Annotated in this window: 26 protein-coding genes; 23 read left to right on the top strand and 3 right to left on the bottom strand. The window is 45.7% G+C overall.

The genetic code is table 11. The features are described from left to right. Together pth and MC24_RS03970 are read left to right on the top strand one after the other, a co-directional pair. Window positions 1–561 carry an aminoacyl-tRNA hydrolase gene (gene pth / locus MC24_RS03975; RefSeq protein WP_011943693.1) on the top strand — a complete coding sequence of 187 codons (561 nt, stop codon included), beginning with the start codon at window positions 1–3 and terminating at the stop codon, window positions 559–561. After that, window positions 558–959 carry a UvrB/UvrC motif-containing protein gene (locus MC24_RS03970; RefSeq protein ID WP_011943694.1) on the top strand — a complete coding sequence of 134 codons (402 nt, stop codon included), beginning with the start codon at window positions 558–560 and terminating at the stop codon, window positions 957–959. The genes pth and MC24_RS03970 overlap by 4 nt, the downstream gene beginning before the upstream one ends. Window positions 960–981: 22 nt before the next feature. Here MC24_RS03970 and MC24_RS03965 read toward each other — a convergent pair whose 3' ends face one another. After that, window positions 982–3,339: a glycoside hydrolase family 2 protein gene (locus MC24_RS03965; RefSeq protein ID WP_038052757.1), complete on the bottom strand. Its 2,358-nt coding sequence runs from the start codon at window positions 3,337–3,339 to the stop codon at window positions 982–984. 97 nt (window positions 3,340–3,436) lie between these two features. On the opposite strand from MC24_RS03965, the gene lepA reads away from it, so the two are divergent. From lepA to pyrH, 21 genes are all read left to right on the top strand, one after another. Next, entirely contained in the window at window positions 3,437–5,254 is a 1,818-nt protein-coding gene (lepA, locus tag MC24_RS03960) for a translation elongation factor 4 (protein WP_038052754.1), read from the top strand. After that, the gene (locus tag MC24_RS03955; RefSeq protein WP_038052752.1) at window positions 5,251–5,718 is read left to right on the top strand and encodes a DUF3242 domain-containing protein; all 468 of its coding nucleotides are present in this window, start codon (window positions 5,251–5,253) and stop codon (window positions 5,716–5,718) included. The genes lepA and MC24_RS03955 overlap by 4 nt, the downstream gene beginning before the upstream one ends. Then, window positions 5,715–6,383: a glycerophosphodiester phosphodiesterase family protein gene (locus tag MC24_RS03950; RefSeq protein WP_038052749.1), complete on the top strand. Its 669-nt coding sequence runs from the start codon at window positions 5,715–5,717 to the stop codon at window positions 6,381–6,383. The genes MC24_RS03955 and MC24_RS03950 overlap by 4 nt, the downstream gene beginning before the upstream one ends. 6 nt (window positions 6,384–6,389) lie before the next feature. Continuing rightward, window positions 6,390–6,755, top strand: coding sequence for a carboxymuconolactone decarboxylase family protein (locus MC24_RS03945; protein WP_012896379.1), 366 nt, complete (start codon window positions 6,390–6,392; stop codon window positions 6,753–6,755). Then, window positions 6,733–9,414 carry a DNA polymerase I gene (gene polA / locus MC24_RS03940; RefSeq protein WP_038052745.1) on the top strand — a complete coding sequence of 894 codons (2,682 nt, stop codon included), beginning with the start codon at window positions 6,733–6,735 and terminating at the stop codon, window positions 9,412–9,414. The genes MC24_RS03945 and polA overlap by 23 nt, the downstream gene beginning before the upstream one ends. A 13-nt stretch (window positions 9,415–9,427) precedes the next feature. Further along, the gene (locus MC24_RS03935) at window positions 9,428–9,895 is read left to right on the top strand and encodes a chemotaxis protein CheX (protein ID WP_038052742.1); all 468 of its coding nucleotides are present in this window, start codon (window positions 9,428–9,430) and stop codon (window positions 9,893–9,895) included. Then, window positions 9,895–10,182 (top strand): AtpZ/AtpI family protein, encoded by a 288-nt coding sequence (locus MC24_RS03930; protein ID WP_038052740.1) that lies wholly within the window; start codon window positions 9,895–9,897, stop codon window positions 10,180–10,182. The genes MC24_RS03935 and MC24_RS03930 overlap by 1 nt, the downstream gene beginning before the upstream one ends. After that, entirely contained in the window at window positions 10,118–10,468 is a 351-nt protein-coding gene (locus MC24_RS03925) for an ATP synthase subunit I (protein WP_038052736.1), read from the top strand. The genes MC24_RS03930 and MC24_RS03925 overlap by 65 nt, the downstream gene beginning before the upstream one ends. Then, on the top strand, window positions 10,465–11,307 hold the full coding sequence (atpB, locus tag MC24_RS03920) for a F0F1 ATP synthase subunit A (RefSeq protein ID WP_038052733.1): 843 nt from the start codon (window positions 10,465–10,467) through the stop codon (window positions 11,305–11,307). The genes MC24_RS03925 and atpB overlap by 4 nt, the downstream gene beginning before the upstream one ends. Window positions 11,308–11,320: 13 nt before the next feature. Beyond that, window positions 11,321–11,578: a F0F1 ATP synthase subunit C gene (locus tag MC24_RS03915; RefSeq protein ID WP_004082074.1), complete on the top strand. Its 258-nt coding sequence runs from the start codon at window positions 11,321–11,323 to the stop codon at window positions 11,576–11,578. A 13-nt stretch (window positions 11,579–11,591) separates the two neighbouring features. Further along, complete coding sequence (gene atpF, locus MC24_RS03910; RefSeq protein ID WP_038052731.1) at window positions 11,592–12,086, top strand: F0F1 ATP synthase subunit B; 495 nt, start codon at window positions 11,592–11,594, stop codon at window positions 12,084–12,086. Then, window positions 12,083–12,634 (top strand): F0F1 ATP synthase subunit delta, encoded by a 552-nt coding sequence (locus MC24_RS03905; protein WP_038052729.1) that lies wholly within the window; start codon window positions 12,083–12,085, stop codon window positions 12,632–12,634. Before atpF ends, MC24_RS03905 begins: the two co-directional genes overlap by 4 nt. Beyond that, window positions 12,631–14,142, top strand: coding sequence for a F0F1 ATP synthase subunit alpha (gene atpA / locus MC24_RS03900; RefSeq protein WP_038052727.1), 1,512 nt, complete (start codon window positions 12,631–12,633; stop codon window positions 14,140–14,142). The genes MC24_RS03905 and atpA overlap by 4 nt, the downstream gene beginning before the upstream one ends. A 21-nt stretch (window positions 14,143–14,163) precedes the next feature. Continuing rightward, window positions 14,164–14,985 carry an ATP synthase F1 subunit gamma gene (gene atpG, locus MC24_RS03895; protein WP_038052725.1) on the top strand — a complete coding sequence of 274 codons (822 nt, stop codon included), beginning with the start codon at window positions 14,164–14,166 and terminating at the stop codon, window positions 14,983–14,985. An 11-nt stretch (window positions 14,986–14,996) separates the two neighbouring features. Next, on the top strand, window positions 14,997–16,403 hold the full coding sequence (gene atpD / locus MC24_RS03890; RefSeq protein ID WP_038052715.1) for a F0F1 ATP synthase subunit beta: 1,407 nt from the start codon (window positions 14,997–14,999) through the stop codon (window positions 16,401–16,403). Between the two features lie 5 nt (window positions 16,404–16,408). Next, window positions 16,409–16,732 carry a F0F1 ATP synthase subunit epsilon gene (locus MC24_RS03885; RefSeq protein WP_038052711.1) on the top strand — a complete coding sequence of 108 codons (324 nt, stop codon included), beginning with the start codon at window positions 16,409–16,411 and terminating at the stop codon, window positions 16,730–16,732. Next, on the top strand, window positions 16,732–17,550 hold the full coding sequence (locus MC24_RS03880) for a DegV family protein (protein ID WP_235280299.1): 819 nt from the start codon (window positions 16,732–16,734) through the stop codon (window positions 17,548–17,550). The genes MC24_RS03885 and MC24_RS03880 overlap by 1 nt, the downstream gene beginning before the upstream one ends. Before the next feature lie 13 nt (window positions 17,551–17,563). Then, window positions 17,564–18,100 (top strand): ribosome hibernation-promoting factor, HPF/YfiA family, encoded by a 537-nt coding sequence (hpf, locus tag MC24_RS03875; protein ID WP_038052708.1) that lies wholly within the window; start codon window positions 17,564–17,566, stop codon window positions 18,098–18,100. A gap of 69 nt (window positions 18,101–18,169) precedes the next feature. Beyond that, window positions 18,170–19,534, top strand: a complete 1,365-nt coding sequence (locus MC24_RS03870) for an Rne/Rng family ribonuclease (protein WP_038052707.1) — start codon at window positions 18,170–18,172, stop codon at window positions 19,532–19,534. Between the two features lies 1 nt (window position 19,535). Then, window positions 19,536–20,135: a translation elongation factor Ts gene (gene tsf / locus MC24_RS03865; protein ID WP_038052704.1), complete on the top strand. Its 600-nt coding sequence runs from the start codon at window positions 19,536–19,538 to the stop codon at window positions 20,133–20,135. A gap of 61 nt (window positions 20,136–20,196) precedes the next feature. Next, window positions 20,197–20,892 (top strand): UMP kinase, encoded by a 696-nt coding sequence (gene pyrH, locus MC24_RS03860; RefSeq protein WP_038052701.1) that lies wholly within the window; start codon window positions 20,197–20,199, stop codon window positions 20,890–20,892. Here pyrH and MC24_RS03855 read toward each other — a convergent pair. Further along, window positions 20,889–22,157 (bottom strand): MFS transporter, encoded by a 1,269-nt coding sequence (locus tag MC24_RS03855; RefSeq protein WP_011943708.1) that lies wholly within the window; start codon window positions 22,155–22,157, stop codon window positions 20,889–20,891. The two genes, pyrH and MC24_RS03855, sit on opposite strands and share 4 nt — an antisense overlap. A 3-nt stretch (window positions 22,158–22,160) precedes the next feature. Next, a complete protein-coding gene (locus tag MC24_RS03850; RefSeq protein WP_008194872.1) occupies window positions 22,161–22,682 on the bottom strand; it encodes a transcription repressor NadR in 522 nt (173 codons plus the stop codon). Between the last annotated feature and the right edge of the window lie 9 nt (window positions 22,683–22,691).

Genomic DNA, 22,691 nt, shown 5'->3' with positions numbered 1-22,691 from the left:
ATGGTTGTCGTTGGTCTGGGGAATCCAGGCCCACGTTATGCCTTCACCCGGCATAACGTGGGTTTTCTGTTTCTGGACTTTTTGAAAAGCAAAGACTGGAAAACTGAAAAATATTTCGCGTGGAGCAGAATCAAGCTGGCCGGAAACGACGTGGCGTTGGTGAAACCATTGACCTATATGAACCTCAGCGGTTTGGCGATGCCCCACGTTTTGAAATTCTTCAACGCCAGCCCGGATGATATAATAGTGGTGTACGATGACGTGAGTTTGAAACTTGGAAGGATCCGCATCAGGAAGAAAGGTTCCGACGGTGGACACAACGGTATGAAATCCATCATACAGGCGCTCGGAACACAGGAGATAAAGCGTATAAGGGTAGGAATAGGTGATAAACCAGAAGGAATGGATCTTGTAGATTTCGTGCTGGGAGAATTCTCAGACGAGGAGTGGATTATACTAAACAAAGTGTTTGAAGTGATGAAAGAAGCCCTTGAGGTGATTCTCATCGAAGGAACAGAAAAAGCAATGTCTATCTACAACTCCTTAGAGGTGAGAGTATGAAATGTTTGAAGTGTGGACAGGAAACTTCAAAGTCATATAAAGTGGATTTCGACGGTGTAGAAAAGGAGATCGCATACTGTCAGAAATGCTTGATGGATGTTCTGAAAGAGAGTATTCCTTTCAAGAACATCCCATCTCCCTCAGAGGACTCAAGGAGAAGAAACAGACATCTTTCCTACGAAGGAGAGATGACGATTTTCGTGGAGGCTCCCCTGAAAATCCTGGAGGAAATGTTCGGAAAAATCTGGTCAGATCAAGAGAAAGAAAACTTTGAAAATGAAAGAAAAATCACTTTCCTCGAAAGAAAGTTAAATGAGGCGATAAAGAACGAAGATTACAGAAAGGCCAATCGTTTGAAACAACTCATACTTCAAATCAAAAACAAAACAGTAAAATGAAAGCCCCCGAAGGGGCTTTTCATCATTTCAAATAATCATACAGAGATTTCACTCCTCTTATTCCATCTGGTTTCTTTATCGTGATACTCTTTTCCGGTTCCAGGAACAGAAAATCGTCCTCAGGTACTTCATCGGAGAGAATCTTGACACCAAAAGCGGGGCTTTTCGCTGTCAATTCTATAAAATCTCCCATGTCCTCAAGCGAAATCTCCGGATCTGGAAGTTCCAGATCGCGCCACTTTCTGAAAACCCTGTAGTTTCTGTATTTAACCCCATCAATTTCCGCCTCGACGAAGAAGAAAAGATCATCGGGCAATTCAATTCTATCAACCGAACACACACCGTCTGCTGGAAGTACAGTTCTGTAAGTCTTCTCGAATACTTTTTCTCCCGTCCTCTCATAGGCCGCAAGCCTGAGAGAGACCTCCTTCGTCTCCCTCAGATCGTTCACCACCAAAAGTTCTATTTTGCTTTCTCTCTTCTTCAAAACGGGTAGAACTTCCGCAAAGAATCTCCGCGCGTAATAATAGAGAGCTTTGGGCCTCTTGAAGTAATCGACTGCGGACCAGCTGAAAACCGGCCAGCTGTCGTTGAGCTGCCAGAAGAGAGTACCAGCCGTCTTGTACTTCCTGCTTCGCCAGTGTTCAACACCGAACTTGATCGCCTCCGCCTGGTTGAGCTGGGACAGATACACAAAACTGTCGAAATCTTTACACTTCCCAAAATTCCCGAATATGAACCTGATCAACCTTTCCTGACCTTCCACCTGTTTGTTGTGCTTCAGCATGACAGGATGGAATATCTCTCTTTCCTCAGGTTTTGAGAAAAACTCTATCGTCTCTGGATGGGGAGCACCTTGAAATCCAAACTCACTGATGAACCTTCCGGTGTCTTTTTCGTAGTTCTCGTAGTTCAGCCATCCACTCCACACATACCAGACGTGTCTGTCTCCTTCTTTTTCGCTGTTCGCCTTTTCGCCGCCGTAAGGGCTGGACGGCCAGTAGGGAGTGGATGGGTCTTCTTCAGTACAGATCTTTGGAAAATCGAAAAGATAAAGCCTGTTTCCGAGATTTATACCATCCACTTTTCTGAACATATTTCCCCATTCATCGAATCCCCAGTTGTTTTCGTTGTTTCCGCACCAGAGAACAATGGAAGGATGGTATCTGAGTTTTCTCACAATTTTTCTTGCTTCTTCGTTTGCGAGTTTTCTGAACCACGGAAGATGATCCGGATATTCAAGACACGCGTACATGAAATCCTGCCATACCATGATACCGAGTTCATCACAGAGTCTGTAGAAGATCTCTCTCTCGTAAATACCTCCTCCCCAGACTCTGAGCATGTTCATGTTGGCACTCCTCGCCATTTTGATGAGCTTTTCGTAATCTTCGTCTGTTAACCACGTGAGGATGTTGTCCGAGGGAATCCAGTTGGCACCCTTCGCGAAGACTCTCTCACCGTTGATTTCGAATATGAAAGTCTTTCCTTCTTCATCGGGCTCCTGAATGATTCTGACTCTTCTCAAACCGATTTTCTTTTCTTCCCTGTAGATCTCTCCGTTTGAGTCTTTCAACACGAAGACGAAATCGTACAGGTACGGTTCCCCCACGTTCCACGGATACCAGAGCCTCACATCTTCCAGGTGGAACACTCCATCGAAGAGTCTTTCTCCGTTCTTTTCGAAAACGGGAAATTCCCCTGTCTTCTCACCGTTCACAAAGACTTCTACACTGAGATTCCCTTCCCCGTATACGAAACCGTTCACCCTCACAAGGGCATCTTTACCCTCAAGTTTCAGCAGATAAGCCGTTGAATCCTGAAGACGTGCTCTGTACACTTCGAGGTAAACGGGTTTCCATATACCACTTGTGACGATTCTGGCGCCCCAGTCCCATCCGTACGAGTACTGGGCTTTTCTTATGTAGCCTCTAATGGGATCTTCTGGTCCGCCGAGAACTCCGTAGTTCTGCTCGAGAGCTTTTGGAACTCTGATGGGAGATTTTATGTACACCTCCAGGTGATTCTTTTCTCTCAATATGTTCGTGACATCGAAGCGATACTCAATGAACATGTTTTCAGTGCTTCCAAGGTAAACACCGTTCAGATAGACATCTGACAACGTATCAACACCCTCAAAAACAAGATCGACACGTTCCCCTTCTTTTAAATCTTCTTTGAACTCGAACTCCCTTTCGTAGATCCACTCTCTGTCTTCTATTTCTTTGAAGAGATCTTCGTTCATCCCAACGTACGGGTGTGGAAGGAGACCTTCTCTGACCAGGTCTGCCTGAACAACTCCTGGCACAGTTCCATCAAGTGAAAATCTCCCTTCATTATCCCTGACGTTCCAAAAACCGTTCAGGTCGATTCTCTTCACGTTATCACCTCCTCATGAATGTATATCACACCCTTTATGAAAAAACGAAATGGTAAAATTCAAAAGAGAGGTTAATTTTTCCGGAGGTGATCGAGGAGTGTACAGACCCGACCTGATCAGAAACATATGTATAATAGCGCATATCGATCATGGAAAGACGACTCTGGTGGACAGGATTCTTGAAATCACAAACACGGTGGACAAAAGAAAAATGAGAGAGCAGTACCTGGATATGATGGATATAGAAAGAGAAAGAGGAATCACCATAAAAGCCCAGCCGGTGAAGGTCATGTACACAGCAGAAGATGGGAACATCTACGAGATAAACATCATAGATACACCGGGACATGTGGATTTTTCTTACGAAGTGGGAAGAAGCATGGCGGCCTGTGAAGGTGCCATCTTGCTTGTCGATGCGACACAGGGAGTGGAAGCTCAGACAGTTGCCCACACCTATCTTGCCATAGAGCATGATCTGGAGATAATTCCGGTGATCAACAAGATAGATCTTCCGAATGCAAACATTGAAGAAACCGCTCTCGAAATAAAGGACCTTCTCGGCGCGAGTGAAGATGAGATCCTGCTCGTCAGTGCCAAGGAAGGAACGGGTGTGAAAGAACTCCTCGAAGCCATCGTCAAAAGGGTTCCTCCTCCGAAGGGAGATATCAACGGTAAACTCAAGGCGCTCATATTCGACGCAAAATACGACAACTACAAAGGCGTGATCGTGCATGTTCGTCTCTTCGATGGACAGGTAAAACCCGGTGATAAAATAATGACCTTCTCCAACAGGAAGGTTTACGAAGTCCAGGAAGTAGGAGTGTTTTTGCCAGAGATGAAACCAGTGGATTCACTCAGCGCAGGTGAAGTGGGATACATCATCGCAGGAATAAAAGAGGTGTCGGACGCGCGAGTGGGGGACACGATCACATCGGCGAATGATCCAGTTGATGAAGCTCTTCCAGGATACAGAGAGATAAAACCGATGGTTTTCGCCGGGATGTTTCCAGGACTTCCCGAATACTACGAAGAACTTAGAAAGGCACTCGAAAAGTTGAAACTCAACGATTCTGCACTGTATTTCGAGCCCACGATATCTCCGGCTATGGGCTTTGGCTTTCGATGTGGTTTTCTGGGGCCACTTCATATGGAAGTGGTGCGAGAAAGAATAGAGAGAGAATTCGACCTTGCCGTCATTCTCACCGCACCGAACGTCAGATACAAGGTGAAACTCAGAAACGGCGAGGAAATAGAGATCACAGATCCTTCCAAATTTCCCGATGAAGGTGAAATACTGGAGGCGTACGAACCGTACGTTGATCTTTCGATCATCACACCGAGTGAATACATTGGAGCGATAATAAATCTCGTTCAAAATGAGAAGAGAGGAGAACTCAGAATAACCGAGAACGCTGGAAAAAACCGGGTCATCCTCAGATTCTATGCTCCGCTTGCCGAGATAATATACGATTTCTTCGACAAGATGAAAGCAGTGAGCAGAGGCTACGCTTCCATGGATTACGAGTTCAAAGAGTACAGAAAAAGCGACCTGGTGAAGGTTACCATACTCGTAAACAAAGAACCCGTCGATGCATTGTCGTTCATAGCACATCGCTCGAAAGCGTACCAGATAGCCCGAAAGATGGTGGATAAACTGAAAGATCTGATTCCACGCCACCAGTTCCAAATTCCCATTCAGGCTAAGGCTGACGGCAGAATAATAGCAAGAGCGGACATAAAAGCGCTCAGAAAAGACGTTCTGGCGAAATGTTACGGTGGAGATGTGACGAGGAAAATGAAACTTCTCGAAAAACAAAAAGAAGGCAAAAAGAAACTCAGGGAAATCGGACAGGTTACCATACCGCAGGAAGCGTTCCTGGCTCTTCTGAAAATAGGAGAGGAGGAAGAAAAGTGAAGCGTACTCTGTTCTTCTTTGCTGTTGTGTTCCTGACGCTTCCTTCCTGCACCGTCTTAAAAGTAGTGGTACCACCGGAGGCTTACTCCCTGGATACAGCCATCTTTGTCCTGGAGACCAGAGATCACATATTGTCAGATGTGAAAGAGATAGACAGCTATGAAGGTGTAGAAATGAAGGGCAAAGTTGCGGTTTTTGAGACAGATTACGGCCCTGTTTTCCTCTACGTCTACAAAGGCGAAGAAGCGAAGAAGATTTGGAAGAAGCTGAACAGCAGAGCTGGGTTTGTGTCTATAAGAAGTGTTCTGGACCTGCCCAACATGGGAAAATTCTCCACAGTATCGGATGGAAAGAAGATCATTGCTTGGTGGAGAAAAAACTGGCTCTTCGTTGTCGAGGGAAAGAACGGTGTAGAAGAATTCGTGAAGCACGTTTACAGAGTCTACGAGGAGATGAAACGGTGATCGTTCTGGGTCACAGAGGATACTCCGCAAAATACCTTGAAAACACTCTCGAAGCACTTATGAAGGCGATAGAAGCGGGAGCAGATGGGGTGGAACTGGACGCGAGGTTGTCGAAAGATGGGGAAGTTGTCGTCTCACACGATGAAGATTTGAAAAGACTGTTCGGTCTGGACGTGAAGATAAGAGATGCCACCGTGTCAGAACTGAAAGAATTAACAGATGGGAAAATGACCACCCTTAGGGAAGTGTTCGAAAACATCACGGATGATAAAATCATTAACGTTGAGATAAAAGAAAGAGAAGTGGCAGATGCCGTTCTGGAAATTTCGAAAAAAAGGAAGAATCTGATATTCTCCTCTTTCGATCTGGACCTTCTCGATGAGAAATTCAAGGGGACAAAATACGGCTATCTGATAGATGAAGAAAACTACGGAAGTATCGAAAACTTTGTCGAGAGAGTTGAAAAAGAACGTCCTTATTCACTCCACATTCCATACCAGGCGTTTGAGTTAGAATACGCGGTGGAGGTTTTGAGGAGTTTCAGAAAAAAAGGAATCTTGGTCCTCGTCTGGACGCTGAACGATTCGGAGATCTATCGAAAGATACGCGGAGAAATAGATGGGGTTATCACAGACGAAGTGGAACTCTTCGTGAAGTTGAGGTGAAAAACCGTGGAGTACAAAAAGTTTGTAGAAACAAGAAGAGAGCTGAACGAGAAAGTGATATCCCGTGGAACTCTAAACACGAAGAGATTTTTCAACCTCGACTCCGCTGTTTACAGGTCTGGAAAACTCGATGTGAAAACCAAAGAACTGATGGGGCTCGTAGCATCCACGGTGCTCAGGTGCGATGATTGTATAAGGTACCACCTCGTGAGGTGTGTTCAGGAGGGAGCGAGCGACGAGGAGATATTCGAAGCCCTTGACATCGCTCTTGTGGTTGGTGGCTCCATCGTGATACCACACCTGAGAAGAGCTGTTGGCTTCCTTGAAGAGCTGAGGGAGATGGAGAAAAATGGCGAGGCTATTTCTCTTTGATGGAACCGCTCTGGCTTACAGAGCGTATTATGCGCTCGATAGATCGCTTTCCACCTCCGCCGGCATTCCCACAAACGCCACGTACGGTGTGGCGAGGATGCTGGTGAGATTCATCAAAGACCATATCATCGTCGGGAAAGACTACGCTGCTGTGGCTTTCGACAAAAGAGCTGCTACCTTCAGGCACAAGCTCCTCGAGACTTACAAGGCTCAAAGACCAAAGACTCCGGATCTCCTGATCCAGCAACTTCCGTACATAAAAAGACTTGTTGAAGCACTTGGAATGAAGGTGCTGGAGATAGAGGGATACGAAGCAGACGATATAATTGCCACTCTGGCTGTGAAGGGGCTTTCGCTTTTCGACGAGATATTCATAGTGACTGGTGACAAAGATATGCTTCAGCTTGTGAACGAAAAGATCAAGGTGTGGCGAATCGTAAAAGGGATCTCCGACCTGGAACTTTACGATGCACAGAAGGTGAAGGAAAAATACGGTGTTGAACCCCATCAGATTCCCGATCTTCTGGCTCTAACCGGAGACGAAATAGACAACATCCCCGGTGTGACCGGGATAGGTGAAAAAACGGCCGTTCAGCTCCTCGAGAAATACAGAGACCTCGAAGACATCCTGAATCATATTCACGAACTTCCTCAAAAGACGAGAAAAACCATGCTTCGGGACAGAGAAAGTGCCATTCTCAGCAAAAAGCTGGCGATTCTGGAAACAAACGTTCCCATCGAAATAAACTGGGAAGAACTTCGCTACCAGGGCCACGACAGAGAGAAACTCCTGTCACTCTTGAAAGAACTGGAATTCGCATCCATCATGAAGGAACTCCAACTGTACGAAGAGTCCGAACCTGTTGGATACAGAATAGTGAAAGATCCGGTGGAATTTGAAAAACTCGTAGAGAAGCTGAAAGAAACCCCTTCGTTTGCCATAGATCTTGAAACGTCTTCCCTCGATCCCTTCGAATGCGACATTGCTGGTATTTCCTTGTCATTCAAACCGAAGGAAGCGTACTACATACCACTCCATCACAGAAACGCCCAGAACCTGGATGAAAAAGAGGTCTTGAAAAAGCTAAAAGAAATACTGGAAGATCCTGGAGCAAAGATCGTTGGTCAAAATCTGAAATTCGATTACAAAGTTTTGATGGTGAAGGGTGTTGAACCTGTCCCTCCACACTTTGACACGATGATAGCGGCTTATCTTCTTGAACCGAACGAAAAGAAGTTCAATCTGGACGATCTCGCACTGAAGTTTCTTGGATACAAAATGACCTCTTACCAGGAACTCATGTCCTTCTCATCACCGCTGTTTGGTTTCAGTTTTGTCGATGTTCCTGTGGAAAAAGCAGCGAACTACTCCTGTGAAGACGCGGACATCACCTACAGGCTTTACAAGATGCTGAGTTTGAAACTTCACGAGACGGATCTGGAGAACGTGTTCTACAAGATAGAAATGCCCCTTGTGAACGTACTTGCACGGATGGAACTGAACGGTGTGTATGTGGACACAGAGTTTCTGAAGAAACTCTCAGAAGAGTACGGAAAGAAACTCGAGGAACTGGCAGAGGAAATATACAGGATAGCCGGAGAACCGTTCAACATAAACTCACCAAAGCAGGTTTCAAGGATCCTCTTTGAAAAACTCGGTATAAAACCACGTGGTAAAACGACGAAAACGGGAGATTACTCAACACGTATAGAAGTTCTTGAGGAACTTGCCAATGAACATGAAATTATTCCTTTGATTCTCGAATACAGAAAGATACAGAAATTGAAATCAACCTACATAGACGCCCTCCCAAAGATGGTCAACCCAAAAACCGGAAGGATTCATGCTTCTTTCAATCAAACGGGAACTGCCACCGGAAGACTCAGCAGCAGTGATCCCAACCTTCAGAATCTCCCAACGAAGAGTGAAGAAGGCAAAGAAATCAGGAAAGCGATTGTTCCTCAGGATCCAAACTGGTGGATCGTCAGCGCCGACTACTCCCAGATAGAACTGAGGATACTCGCCCATCTCAGCGGTGATGAGAATCTTTTGAGGGCGTTCGAAGAAGGCATCGACGTCCACACTCTAACGGCTTCCAGAATATTCAACGTGAAGCCCGAAGAGGTAACTGAAGAGATGCGCCGCGCTGGTAAGATGGTGAACTTCTCTATCATATACGGTGTAACACCTTATGGTCTGTCTGTGAGGCTTGGAGTACCTGTGAAAGAGGCAGAAAAGATGATTGTCAACTACTTCGTTCTCTATCCAAAGGTGCGCGACTACATTCAGAAGGTCGTATCGGAAGCAAAAGAGAAAGGCTATGTTAGAACGCTGTTCGGAAGAAAAAGGGACATTCCACAGCTCATGGCCAGGGACAGAAACATACAGTCCGAAGGAGAACGAATTGCTATAAACACCCCCATACAGGGCACAGCAGCAGATATAATAAAATTGGCTATGATAGAAATAGACAGAGAACTGAAAAAAAGAAAAATGAAATCGAAAATGATCATACAGGTCCACGATGAACTGGTTTTTGAAGTACCCGACGAGGAAAAAGACGCACTCGTCGAACTGGTGAAGGACAGAATGATGAACGTGGTGAAACTTTCAGTGCCGCTTGAAGTGGATGTAACCATCGGCAAAACATGGTCGTGAGGAGGTATAGTCCGTGGATGCAAAAATCGTGAACTCCCTCATTAGATCGGTTTATGAGACCATCAGAGATGTTCTGGGAATAGAACCGAAAACGGGAAAACCCAGCGTCGTATCACACATAGAGATTCCCCACTCGTTGGTGACGGTCATTGGAATAACAGGCGGAATAGAAGGTAGCCTCATCTATTCTTTCTCGTCAGAGACGGCACTGAAAGTGGTTTCTGCTATGATGGGTGGAATGGAGTACAACCAACTCGATGAACTTGCCCTGAGTGCGATAGGAGAACTCGGAAACATGACAGCTGGGAAACTGGCGGTAAAACTCGAGCAGCTTGGAAAACATGTGGATATCACTCCGCCAACCGTGGTGAGTGGAAGGGACCTCAAAATAAAGAGTTTTGGCGCCGTTTTGAAACTTCCGATCTCTGTATTTTCAGAAGAAGATTTCGATCTTCACCTTTCGGTGAAGAGCGGAGCGTGATGTCTATTTCGAGAAATCTTTTCAGGGACTTTGGAAAGTACAACATGGTTGTCATGTTCATAACGACTCTCATTTCGAACATCGCTGTCGGTGCCTTGATCGGGTACTATCTGGATAAATGGACCTTCAAAAACGGAATTTTACTGTTTGTTTTTATAATTTTAGGAGTTGTTTCAGGATTCTATAACGGTTTCAAAATCCTTTTGAAAGAAACTGAGAGGTATGATAAAAGTGAAAAGGTTAACAAAAAAGATGGCAGTGACGATAATGATAATGGGAATGGTTGAAGCACTCGTTTTTGGCTTGATAAGCGGTTTCGAAAAGAGCTGGGGTCCACTCCTTGGAAGTGCTGGAGCCGTATTGAATCTCTTCTCTTTGAAAAACGACATAGAAAAGATGGCTTCCAAGGGAACCACGAAAGGCTGGGTCTTCGGATACCTGGGAAGATACACCTTCAGTGCGGCGCTTCTTCTTGTGGGTGGCCTTGTATCTTTTGAAACTCTCCTGGGGGTTTTCTTCGGTCTGATGAATTTGAAGATAGTCTCTTTCATAGCGTGGAGGTGGACGGATTGAAGATCACGTTCTCAAAAAAAGAAAAAGTGTTTCTTGCTGTCTTCATTTCTCTCTACGTTCTTGTCGCCATCCTGAATATCCAACAACTGAAAAGGACACCCATGGAAGAGATATTCGGTGGCCTTGGCAAAAGATGGATCGTGGACATAAACGGCTTCAGGATCAATCCCATGACTATTATCATTGGGGCAGCTATAGCTATCTTTCTGATAGTGCTCGCGTACAAATTGAGAAAGTTCGAAATGATTCCAAACAGAAAGCAGGCTTTTATTGAATCGATCCTCGAGATGTTTTACGAAATCGTTGACGAATCGATCCCGGATAAGAGATTTGTGAAACCCACTTTTGTAGTAGCAACAACACTGTTCCTCTTCATCGCCGTCTCGAACATAATAGGTGGAGCGGTGCCAGGCATGAGCGTGGTCGCCGATGAAACCGGAGCTGTTCAGAAGATAGTTCTCTTCAACGACACTTGGCCGGCACCAACAGGAGATTTGAACACCGATCTCACCTACGCCGTTATGGTCCTCATCATCAGCCATATCTTTGCCATAAAGTCCAAGGGATTCAAAGAATGGCTGAAAGCCTGGTTCTACCCAAATCCAGTTATGTTCCCAATAAACCTCATCGGTGAACTGGCAAAACCCATTTCCCATTCTCTGAGGTTGTTTGGTAACATAGGAGGTGGTGCAATACTCGTTTACATCCTATCTTACATGACGAAGTACTTCTTCGCTCCCATAATCTTCTGGGGATTCTTCGGTATCTTCGTTGGTCTGGTTCAGGCGTTCGTGTTCAGTATGCTTGCGGTTGCATACATCAGTTCACAACTTTCGTAAGGAGGGGTCAAAGATGGAAAATCTTGGAGATCTCGCTCAGGGACTGGCGCTTCTTGGGAAATATCTCGGAGCAGGACTCTGTATGGGAATAGGAGCTATCGGTCCCGGAATAGGAGAAGGTAACATAGGAGCCCACGCGATGGACGCCATGGCAAGACAACCCGAGATGGTCGGTACCATCACCACGAGGATGCTCCTCGCTGACGCCGTTGCCGAAACAACAGGTATATACTCTCTTCTCATAGCCTTCATGATCCTCCTCGTGGTGTGAGGAGGGGAGAACTTTGGGCTTTCTGGAGATAAACTGGACCTCAGCAACAATGCTGATGCTCTTTGTGCTCATGGTGTACTTTTTGAACAAATTCCTCTACACGCCGTTCATTGAGATGGCGGAGAAGAGAAGGAAAAAGGTGGAAGAGGATCTCAAAAGTGCCGAACAACTGAAAGAAGAAGCCGAGAAGATGAGATCCGATGCTGAGAGATTTCTCTCCGAAGCAAGGCAGAGAGCGGATGAAATCGTAGAAAGTGCCAGGAAAGAAGCCGAAGCGATCGTTGAAGAAGCGCGTGAGAAGGCAAAGAAAGAGGCGCAGAACATCGTGGAATCTGCAAAAGCACAGATAGAAGTTGAATACAAGAAAGCTCTGGAACAGATTCAGGAAAGAGCCGCAGAACTTTCCGTAATACTCGCTACCAAGCTCCTACAGAAGGTGTTTCAGGATGAAAAAGCAAAAAGAGAGTACCTCGTCAAAATCCTCAAAGAGGAGATAGAAAAGTCATGAGGTTCTCTGCGGTGGCGGGAAGATACGCCAGAGCACTTTTAAACGTTGCAATAGAAAAAGAAAAAGAAGAGGAATACCTGAGATTCCTGGATCTTGTGTGCCAGATTTACGAATCAAGCAGGGAACTGTTTGACGATCCCATCTTGAAACCAGAAAAGAAGATTTCTCTCATAAAAGAGATAATGAAAAGTTTCGGCCAGGAAATGGATGAGTTTCAGGAACGATTTTTAACGCTCGTGTTTGAGAGAAAAAGGCAAAAGCTGTTGAGAAACATCAGGGAACTGTTTGAGTACGAGAAGATCCTGTCGGAGCAGAAAGTTCCGGCAAATCTATCGATAGCCCACAGCCCAGAAGATGAAGAACTTTCTCTCCTCAGAAAGTTCGTGAGAAAGTACGTTCTCAGAGATCCTGTTTTCGATATTTCCATCGACGAATCTCTCATAGCGGGTGCTCTCGTTGAATTCGAAGGATTCAGACTGGATACGACGGTTCAGGGCAGGTTGAAGAAAATCGCCCGAGAAGCCCTCAAAAGGGGTGAGATGAGTTGAGAATAAATCCTGGTGAAATCACGAAGGTTCTCGAAGAGAAGATAAAAAGTTTTGAGGAGAAGATCGATCTCGAGGACACAGGTAAGGTCATCCAGGTTGGAGACGGCATAGCCCGTGTGTACGGGTTGAACAAGGTGATGGTGAGTGAGCTCGTGGAATTCGTCGAAACTGGAGTCAAAGGAGTCGCCTTCAACCTGGAAGAGGACAACGTTGGTATCATCATACTCGGTGAATACAAAGATATAAAAGAAGGGCACACCGTCAGAAGATTGAAAAGGATCATAGAAGTGCCGGTTGGAGAAGAGCTCCTCGGTAGGGTCGTCAATCCTCTTGGAGAACCGCTCGATGGAAAGGGCCCAATAAACGCAAAGAACTTCAGACCGATAGAAATAAAAGCCCCCGGTGTCATCTACAGGAAACCCGTCGATACACCTCTTCAGACAGGGATAAAGGCGATCGACTCCATGATCCCCATTGGAAGGGGCCAGAGAGAGCTGATCATAGGAGATAGGCAGACGGGAAAAACGGCCATCGCTATAGACACCATCATCAACCAGAAAGGGCAGGGTGTGTACTGCATTTACGTGGCGATAGGTCAGAAAAAGTCCGCTATTGCAAGGATCATCGATAAACTCAGACAGTACGGAGCCATGGAGTACACAACGGTGGTTGTGGCCTCCGCTTCCGATCCAGCATCTCTCCAGTACATAGCACCGTACGCGGGCTGTGCCATGGGAGAGTACTTCGCATATTCCGGAAGGGATGCCCTCGTGGTCTATGACGATCTTTCGAAACACGCCGTCGCCTACAGACAGCTCTCACTTCTCATGAGAAGGCCCCCGGGAAGAGAGGCTTATCCTGGGGACATCTTCTATCTACACTCCAGACTCCTTGAGAGGGCCGTCAGACTGAACGACAAACTCGGTGGAGGATCCCTCACGGCTCTACCCATCGTTGAAACTCAGGCGAACGATATATCCGCCTACATTCCGACGAACGTGATATCCATCACTGACGGTCAGATATACCTCGAGCCCGGATTGTTCTACGCCGGTCAGAGACCTGCTATCAACGTTGGTCTGTCTGTTTCCAGGGTTGGAGGATCTGCACAGATCAAAGCAATGAAACAGGTCGCCGGTATGTTGAGAATTGATCTTGCACAGTACAGAGAACTCGAAACGTTCGCTCAGTTTGCCACAGAACTGGATCCAGCTACCAGAGCCCAGATCATAAGAGGACAGAGGCTCATGGAACTTCTGAAACAGGAACAGTACAGTCCTATGCCCGTTGAAGAGCAGGTCGTCGTTCTCTTCGTAGGTGTCAGGGGATACCTCGATGATCTCCCAGTGGAGGAAGTCAGAAGATTCGAGAAGGAATTTCTCAGATTTATGCACGAAAAGCACCAGGATATCCTCGACGACATAAAGACGAAAAAAGAACTGACTTCGGAAACGGAAGAAAAACTCAAGAAAGCCATTGAAGAATTCAAAACCACTTTCAGGGTGTGATGTGTAATGAGTAGAGGTCGAATGTTACAGATAAAAAGAAAGATAAACGCAACACAATCACTGATGAAGATCACGCGCGCTATGGAGATGGTGGCGCGCGCGAAGGTGAGGAAAATAGAAGCAGAGTATCAAAAATTCAAGCCCTTCTACGATGAAGTGAAAAGATTGTGGTCTCTTATTCCAGCAGAATCTCTCGATCCGATCTTTTTTGAAGAAGGGAACAGAGACCTGATCGTGGTGATAACAAGCGATATGGGACTGTGTGGTTCCTTCAACAGTGAAATCTTGAGAGAGGCAGAAAGAGTGATCTCCGAATCCAGGGATCCACAACTCATACTCGTGGGCCTCAAAGCCATAAACCATTTCAAGGACAGAAAAGTGTTGAAAATGTACGACAGATTCTACGAAATACCCGACTTCAGAAACGGTTCTACGATCGTGGAAGATATTCTCAGCTTCCTCGATGGAGAACCCGCAAGGGTCAGAGTGATTTTCAGCCGCTTCAAAAACGTTCTTGTACAGAAGCCGGAAGTGCACGAACTTCTTCCCATCAAAAAGGAGGAAAAGAAGAGAGAGGACTTCGAATACGAACCGCACCTGGAGCAGATTGCACCGCTGATCTTTCATTACTATCTTTCGGCCACGCTCATGGAACTCATGTTCCAGACGAAGATAGGAGAATACTACGCAAGACAGAACGCTATGAAGAACGCTACAGACAACGCCCAGGAAGTGATCAGGGAGCTGACGCTGGCCTACAACAAAGCACGTCAGGCTTCGATCACCCAAGAGCTCATAGAAATCGTTACGGGAGCGGAAGCTCTGAAGGAAATAGAAAAATGAGGTGATATGGTATGGCAAAGGGTTCAAAAGGATTCATTGTGAGTATTATGGGACCTGTTGTGGACGTGAGATTTCCTGAAGAGGAACTTCCGGATATATACAACGCCCTCGAGGTTGTAAATCCACAAACAGGACAGAAGGTAGTGCTTGAGGTGGAACAGCTCATCGGCGACGGAGTTGTTAGAACGGTCGCTATGGATTCAACGGATGGTTTAACCAAAGGTCTGGAAGTGGTGGATACAGGAGCTCCTATAACAGCACCTGTAGGGAAAGAAGTCCTTGGAAGGATCCTGAACGTGATAGGTGAACCTGTCGACGAAGCGGGAGAAATAAAAACCGAAGAAAGGTGGCCCATTCACAGGCCAGCCCCTGAGCTTGTAGAACAGGCCACGGAGATAGAAATCCTCGAGACCGGTATAAAGGTGATCGATCTTCTCGCTCCGTTCCCAAAGGGTGGAAAGATCGGTTTCTTCGGAGGAGCGGGTGTTGGAAAGACTGTGCTCGTTATGGAACTCATCAGAAATATCGCAATAGAACACAAGGGATTTTCAGTGTTCGCAGGTGTCGGGGAGAGAACAAGAGAAGGTAACGAACTCTGGCTCGAAATGCAGGAAAGCGGAGTTCTTGGAAACACCGTGCTTGTTTTCGGTCAGATGAACGAACCCCCGGGAGCAAGGTTCAGAGTGGCTCTCACTGCCCTCACCATCGCCGAGTACTTCAGAGACGTAGAAGGAAGAGACGTTCTTCTCTTCATAGACAACATATTCAGGTTTGTCCAAGCTGGAAGTGAAGTCTCGGCACTTCTTGGAAGGATGCCGTCTGCTGTGGGATACCAGCCCACACTCGCAACCGATATGGGAGAACTTCAGGAGAGAATCACTTCAACGAGGAGAGGCTCCATCACATCCGTTCAGGCCATATACGTTCCTGCAGACGACATAACCGACCCGGCACCGGCAACCACCTTCGCCCACCTGGATGCCACGGTGGTTCTATCTCGAAGAATAGCAGAACTTGGACTTTATCCAGCGGTTGATCCTCTCGATTCCTCCTCGAAAATTCTGGATCCAGCGATCGTTGGAAGAGAACACTACGAAGTGGCAAGAGGGGTTCAGGAAGTTCTTCAGAGATACAAAGACCTTCAGGACATCATTGCCATACTCGGTGTAGAGGAACTCTCTCCAGAAGACAAGCTCGTGGTTCACCGTGCCAGAAGAATTCAAAGGTTCCTCAGCCAGCCGTTCCACGTTGCAGAAAGGTTCACAGGGCGTCCTGGAAGATATGTACCCATCGAAGAAACAATTAGGGGATTCAAGGAGATTCTCGACGGAAAACTCGATGATATACCTGAACAAGCGTTCCTCATGGCTGGGAATATCGACGAAGTTAAAGAAAGAGCGAAAGAAATGAGGAGTTGAAAAATGTGAAGGTAAAAATCGTTACACCCTATGGGATCGTGTACGACAGAGAAAGCGATTTCATTTCTTTCAGAACGCTGGAAGGATCCATGGGAATTCTCCCCAGGAGGGCTCCCATAGTAGCACAGCTCTCTGTGTGCGATGTAAAGATAAAATCGGGTGATGATGAATACCGCCTGAAAGTTGCGGGTGGTTTTCTGCTCTGCGATGGAAAAGATGTGATCATAATCACGGAAGAAGCCGGAAGAGAAGAAGACATCTCCCCTGATAGATTCATAGAAGCGAGGGAAAGAGTGGAAAGGGTGAGAAGATTCTTCCAGTCTTCGTAATAGACAGCGCCGTTACAGTTGGTGACTGGGAACTTCCGTTTCCTGTAAAAACGATCGGTATAAAGGTCTACATCGACGATAAAGAGTACACAGACGGTGCAGACATCGATAGAGAAATTTTTTACAGTCTCTTTGGAAAGGCAAAAAACTTCAGAACATCCGTTCCTTCTCCGCTTGAAATGGAGAGGGTGCTTCGTGATATAATCTCTGAAGGTTGTACCCGTATATACTGCGTTCATCTATCTTCGAAGCTGAGCGCTTTTTATAATGTGATGAAGAGTGTAACTGAACGTCTAAAAGAAGAGTTCCCGTCGGTGACGTTCAGAGTGATTGATACTAAGCAGCTTTCCATAGGAGCGGGGTACGTTCTTTTAAAACTCATGGAAGCAGTGAAAGACGGCAGAGAAGATCTTGAAAAAGTCGTTCAGGAGGTAAACGAAAGAATAAAGATCCGATTCTCAGTGCTGGAATTCGATTATCTCATGAAGAGCGGAAGGGTAAAGACGATAACAGGAATGCTCGGAAATCTCGTAAAGATACACCCCATTCTGAGCATTGAAGATGGAGAACTCAAAGTGGTGGCGAAAAAACGTGGCTTAAAGAATGTTGTAGAGAAAATCGTTCAGGATCTGAAAACGGACGGAAGAAAAATGCTGGGGCTTGCCTATGCTGGAGAAGAAATGAAAGAGATCATTCTTGAAATAGAAGAAAAACTGAAAGACGAACACATCGAAAGGGTGGACATCGTGAGGTTGCCTCCCACCCTCGCTGTTCATTCTGGTCCCAAGATGTTCGGAGCAGGTGTATTCATACTGTAAGGGAGGTGCTTTTATGGAGTACAGGATAACGGGAAAGGGTGTAGAGATTTCCGAAGCCATCAAGAACTATCTGGAAAAAAGGCTCGATAAAGTTGACAGAGTGATCTACGATGATGAACTCGTCTCCTTTGACGTGAGAATAGAAAAAGATGGAAAGAATCAATACGTGGTTAAGTTCAATATGAATCTGAAAGGGAACATCATCAATGTGGAAGAAAGGCATCCGGACATTTACACCGCGATAGACTTCGCCTCGGATGCTCTGGAAAAACAGGTGAAAAAACTGAAAGAAAGGCTGAAGAACCACTCCCATAGAAAGTCTATACCCACTGAAACACCTCTTGAAGAACACGGTGAATTTTCTCCATCCGATAAGATTTCTTCGATAAAAAGAGTTTCTCTTCTCAACCTCGATCTCGATGAAGCAGTCATGCAGATGGATGAGTTGAACCACCGATTCCTCGTTTTCAGAAACGTCAATACTGGTGAAATAAATCTTCTCTATAAGGACGAAAATGGAGAGATCCACCTCATTGAGATGGCAGAGTAAATCGGAGGTGTCAAGGATATAAGAGAATTTCTTCTGAATGTTCAATCAGACAGTCTGTCCTACGCTGTAATGAACGATGGAGAACTCGAAGAGATCTTTTTCGATGAGATAGAAACGATCGCAGGGAAAATTTACCTTGGAAGGATCGAAAAAATCGTACCAGGACTCGAAGCAGCTTTTGTGAAGATTGGAAAGGGCAGGAACGCCTTTTTGAAACTCAATGAGATAAACGAGGTCTACAAAGAAGTTGTTCTGAAAGGGCAAGAAGTGAAAGAAGGTCAGAAAATACTCGTACAGGTGAAAAAGGATGCCTCGGGGAAAAAAGGACCTCAGGTAACAACCCAGATAGGGATAGCCGACAGATTCGTTGTCATATTTCCTTTTAAAAAGGTGATAGGTGTCTCAAGAAAGATAGAAGATGCTTCAGAAAGACGCAGATTGAGAACTACAGCTTTTTCTCTGAGGAAGAAATACGGTGTCGGTGTAATAATGAGGACAGCAGCGGAAGGTGTGGACGAAGAGGAGATCATAAAGAATTTCGAAAGGGCATTGGAAAAATGGAACCAGGTACTTCAAAAGTTCAGAAGGTCGAGAAAACCGAAATTGCTACACGAAGAAGATCCTGTAGAACAGATCATCAAAGAAAAGGTGAATTCGAAGATAGACAGATTGATTTACAACGACAGATCGTTTCTTGAGACCTTACAGAAATATCTTCAAAATCTTCCGAAAAAACCGGAACTCGAGTACGTAGAAGGCGACCTGTTTGAAAAGTTTTCTGTTTACGAACGCTTGAAAAAACTTCTTTCTCGCACTGTTCCACTGAAAAGTGGCGGAAACATCGTCATAGATCGAACAGAAGCGCTCACCGTCATAGATGTAAACTCGGAAAGCTACACAGACGCCGAAAACCAGGAGGAACTCGCTTTGAAAACGAACATGGAAGCCATCGAAGAAATCGTTCGTCAGTTGATACTCAGAAACATTGGAGGAATCGTGGTGATAGATTTCATAAAGCAGAAAGATCCGAAGAGTTACGAAAAGCTTCTCTCACGATTCAAAGAGGTTGCAAAAAGAGACGGAACAAGAATTGAAATCTTTGGATTCACGAACCTTGGGCTTCTGGAAATAACAAGAAAAAGAACGACAAGACCTCTGGATACACTTCTTTTCACCCGGTGTCCTGTGTGTTCGGGAACAGGGAAGGTGCTTTCTCAAAAGATCCTGCTCAAGAGGATCAGAGAAGATTTGAAAAAATTGAAGAATTTTGAGGAAGTAACATTGAAAGTTCACCCAAACATGTCAGGATACTTCAAAAAGGAAGATTTAGAAAAGCTTCAAAAGGAATTCAAAGTAAAACTAAACCTGGATTATGGCTGGCACGATCCAAATTCTTACGAGATCAGGGCGAAGACTAAGAAAGGAGGAAAGTGAAATGGAAATATCCATGGACCTAATCAAGAAGCTCAGAGAAATGACAGGTGCAGGTATTCTGGACTGTAAAAAAGCCCTTGAGGAATCCAACGGTGATATGGAAAAAGCGGTGGAAATTCTTAGAAAAAAGGGTGCCGCGACAGCTGAAAAGAAAGCTGGAAGAATCACCAAAGAAGGAATCATTGTTGCGTACGTTCACTTCAACGGAAGAATAGGTGTCCTGCTCGAAATGAACTGTGAAACGGACTTCGTGGCCAGAACCGATGAGTTCAAGGAACTCGCTTACAATCTCGCAAAACAGGTTGCCGCAATGAAGCCTCTGTACGTCAGAAGAGAGGACGTCCCGGCGGAAGTCATAGAAAAAGAGAAAGAAATCTACAGAGCTCAGATAAAAGATAAACCTGAAAACATCGTGGAAAAGATCGTAGAAGGAAAGCTCGAGAAATTCTTTGAACAGGTGTGTCTCTACGAACAGACCTACATATTCGACGATACAAAAAAGGTAAAAGATCTCATAAACGAACTCATAGCGAAAACAGGGGAGAATATCAGGGTTTCGAGGTTCACAAGATACGAAATAGGAGAAGGTTACGAAAATTGACCAACAATACATATAAAAGAGGGTGAGCGAAATGCTCACCCTTTTTTTGGAGGTATGGATCATGAGAGTACTGGTGAAGCTGAGTGGGGAAGCACTCTCGGGAGAAGGAGGCAGAGGCTTCGATCCAGAAAGAGTGGACTACATAGTCAAAGAGATTAAAAGCGCCATCGAGGAAGGTTTCAAAATAGGCATCGTTGTAGGAGCGGGAAATCTTTTCAGGGGTGTCGAGCTGAAGAATCTCACCATGGCAAGGGCCGATCAGATCGGTCTTCTCGGGACGGTGATGAATTCCATATATTTGAAAGACATCTTCGAAAGATCCGGATTGAAAGCTCGAATTTATTCACAGATAGTGAATCTTCCGGATGTGGAAAGGGTGAACTACGATTCTATAGAATCTGCCCTAAGAGAAAACAGCATTCTGATCTTCGCTGGAGGTACGAGCAATCCATTTTTCACAACGGACACGGCAGCCGTTCTGAGAGCCCAGGAGATGAAAGCAAAACTGGTGGTGAAAGCCACAAAAGTGGATGGTGTGTACGATAAAGACCCAAAGAAATTTCCCGATGCTAAGAAGATCCCTCATCTCACGTTCTCAGAAGCGATGAAAATGGGGCTCAAGGTCATGGACGCCGAAGCCTTCGCACTGTGTAAGAAGCTTGGGATCACAGTGAAAGTGATCAATTTCTTCGAACCAGGAACTCTTCTGAAAGCGCTGAAGGGAGAAGACGTGGGAAGCACCGTTGTTCCAGATTAATCCACGTATTTCCCCTTTGTTTCTCTTCCAAACATCAGAACGATCACACCGGCAAACATTGCCATCGCGGAGATCCATGCGAGGGTTTCCGCGATGCTTTTTCCTTTCTCCATCATGAAGCCTGTGTAGTAAGGAGCTATTATACCCGCTATCCTTGCCCATACTCCCGCTGCTCCGTTTCCAGTCCCCCTGAGCGGCGTGGGATACAGCTCCGGTGTGTAGGCATAGACCAGTCCCCACACTCCAAGACAGAAGAAAGAAAGGACCAAAGCAGCTGCAAGAAGCGAAGCATCTCCTCTCACGTTGGCCCACAGCAGAGCGACAAGTCCTGTTCCTATGAAGTAAACACCAAGAGAAGCCTTTCTTCCCCATTTTTCTATGAAGTAGGCTGCCGAAAGGTACCCGGGAAGCTGTGCCACCATCATGTAGAATGTGAACCAGGAAGATTTGACAACACTCACACCCAGCGAGGAGAAGATCCTGGGAGCCCAGGTGAACAGAGCGTAATACACGAAGCTCACAACGAACCACGCTATCCAGATCACAACTGTGTCTTTCAAATGTTCCCTCTTCAAAAGAGCCAGGATGGGAACTTTCTCTTTTTTTGGAAGCTCCACCTCTTCCTCCACTCTTTTACCCAGAGACCTTTCCAGCGCTTCTTTTCCACCCTTCAAAAACGCGTACTTTGGAGTTTCGGGCATCCTAAGAAACACCGGAACAAAAAGGTACCCGATGGAGAAGATCCAGAAGACCCATCTCCAGTTCGGGAGAACATTCACTGCGAAGAGTCCTATCAGTATACTCCCAACCGCCCAGCTCGACTCCAGAAGCACAAGATACCTTCCCCTGAGTCTGATACTCGTGAATTCTGCAAGATACGCGTTGAACGAAGGCATCAAGCCTCCATACCCAAAACCCGAAAGGCCTCTCAGAACTAAAAGAGTTTCGAACGATGAGGAAAAGCCGGACAGAAAAGTGAAGGTGATCGTTACGATGAAAAAGAACAGATTGGAAACTTTCCTTCCAAGAAGGTCAGCCACGAACCCCACAGAAAGCGCTCCAAAAAGCATTCCAAGGAAGGTAGCACTCGCTATGGTAGCTCCCTGAGTAGAGGTGAGATTCCATTCCTTTATCACGTAAGGAAGCACAAAAGAAAGAAGCATAACACCGGCAGCGTCGAACATCCAGGCGATAGAAGTGAGGATGAGAAACCTTCTCTGAGTTTTTCTGTCCACGTATTTTTCAACTATTTCGTCTATTCTCATCTTTTATCCCTCCTCTATCAGGAAACCTTTTTTCTTCAGCTCTCTCATGATTCTTTCCATTGTTTCTTCATCCGGTGCCTCTATGGTGTGAAGATGAACTCCTCCAGAGAGAGTTAAGAGAGGTTCTGTCTTTGCCATCTCCATCAAGTTTACAAATTTCAAGACCTCTTCCTCGGAGGAAACATCGATGATACCTCTTATTTCACCGTAAACCGGATGTTCCACAATCACATCGACTATTCTTCCACCGTTTCTCACCACACAGAGTAATTCTTCTTTTATCTCTTCTGGCGCGTGCTTCACAGCTACAAGCCTCGAGACTCCGGATTTTCCACCCGCAAGCACGTATCCCCTTGGCGTGGCCACGATGTTGTAACCAAGACTTCTCAAGTAGGCGATATCCTGGACAATTACCTGCCGACTCACACTGAGTTCTTCTGCCAGCTGAGCTCCACTGACGGGTTCTTTTGATCTCTCGAGAATCCTTACGATAGACTTCAATCTTTCCTGTCTAACGGTCTTCATATCCCTCAC

The sequence above is a fragment of the Thermotoga sp. Mc24 genome (genome assembly GCF_000784835.1).
Classification (GTDB): Bacteria; Thermotogota; Thermotogae; order Thermotogales; family Thermotogaceae; genus Thermotoga.
The sequence above is the reverse complement of the archived record's forward strand: the minus strand, read 5'-3'. Positions and strand labels throughout refer to the sequence as shown.